This window comes from Psychrobacter sp. W2-37-MNA-CIBAN-0211 (genome assembly GCF_040309405.1).
Classification (GTDB): Bacteria; Pseudomonadota; Gammaproteobacteria; order Pseudomonadales; family Moraxellaceae; genus Psychrobacter; species Psychrobacter glaciei.
Genome location: NZ_JBEOOU010000307.1, coordinates 1 through 262, shown reverse-complemented (window position 1 = coordinate 262; position 262 = coordinate 1). Strand labels below are relative to the sequence as shown.

Sequence of the window (262 nt, the reverse complement as noted above, 5' to 3'; positions counted from 1 at the left end):
CTATAATGGCTTCTAGCGACTGACGTTCGCCGCCCGTAAAGGCATATTCGGTATCACAATAAACACAGCGCAGCGGGCAGCCGGTCAAGCGTACGAATATCGTCGGCAAGCCTGAGGTCAGTGCTTCACCTTGCAAAGAATAGAAGATTTCTGTCAAACGTAGACCTGCTTCAGGATCAGTGACAGGAATGGCGGCGGTGCGTAATAGTGATTCACTCATAATATGTCAAATACAGTTAAAGATTGATAATGAGATTAAGCA

At 46.2% G+C, this 262-nt stretch carries 1 pseudogene; it reads right to left on the bottom strand.

Annotated features, from left to right (window positions below):
• Nucleotides 1-220: pseudogene (locus AAEY72_RS15350) on the bottom strand (7-carboxy-7-deazaguanine synthase QueE); the annotation flags it as partial.
• Between the last annotated feature and the right edge of the window lie 42 nt (nt 221-262).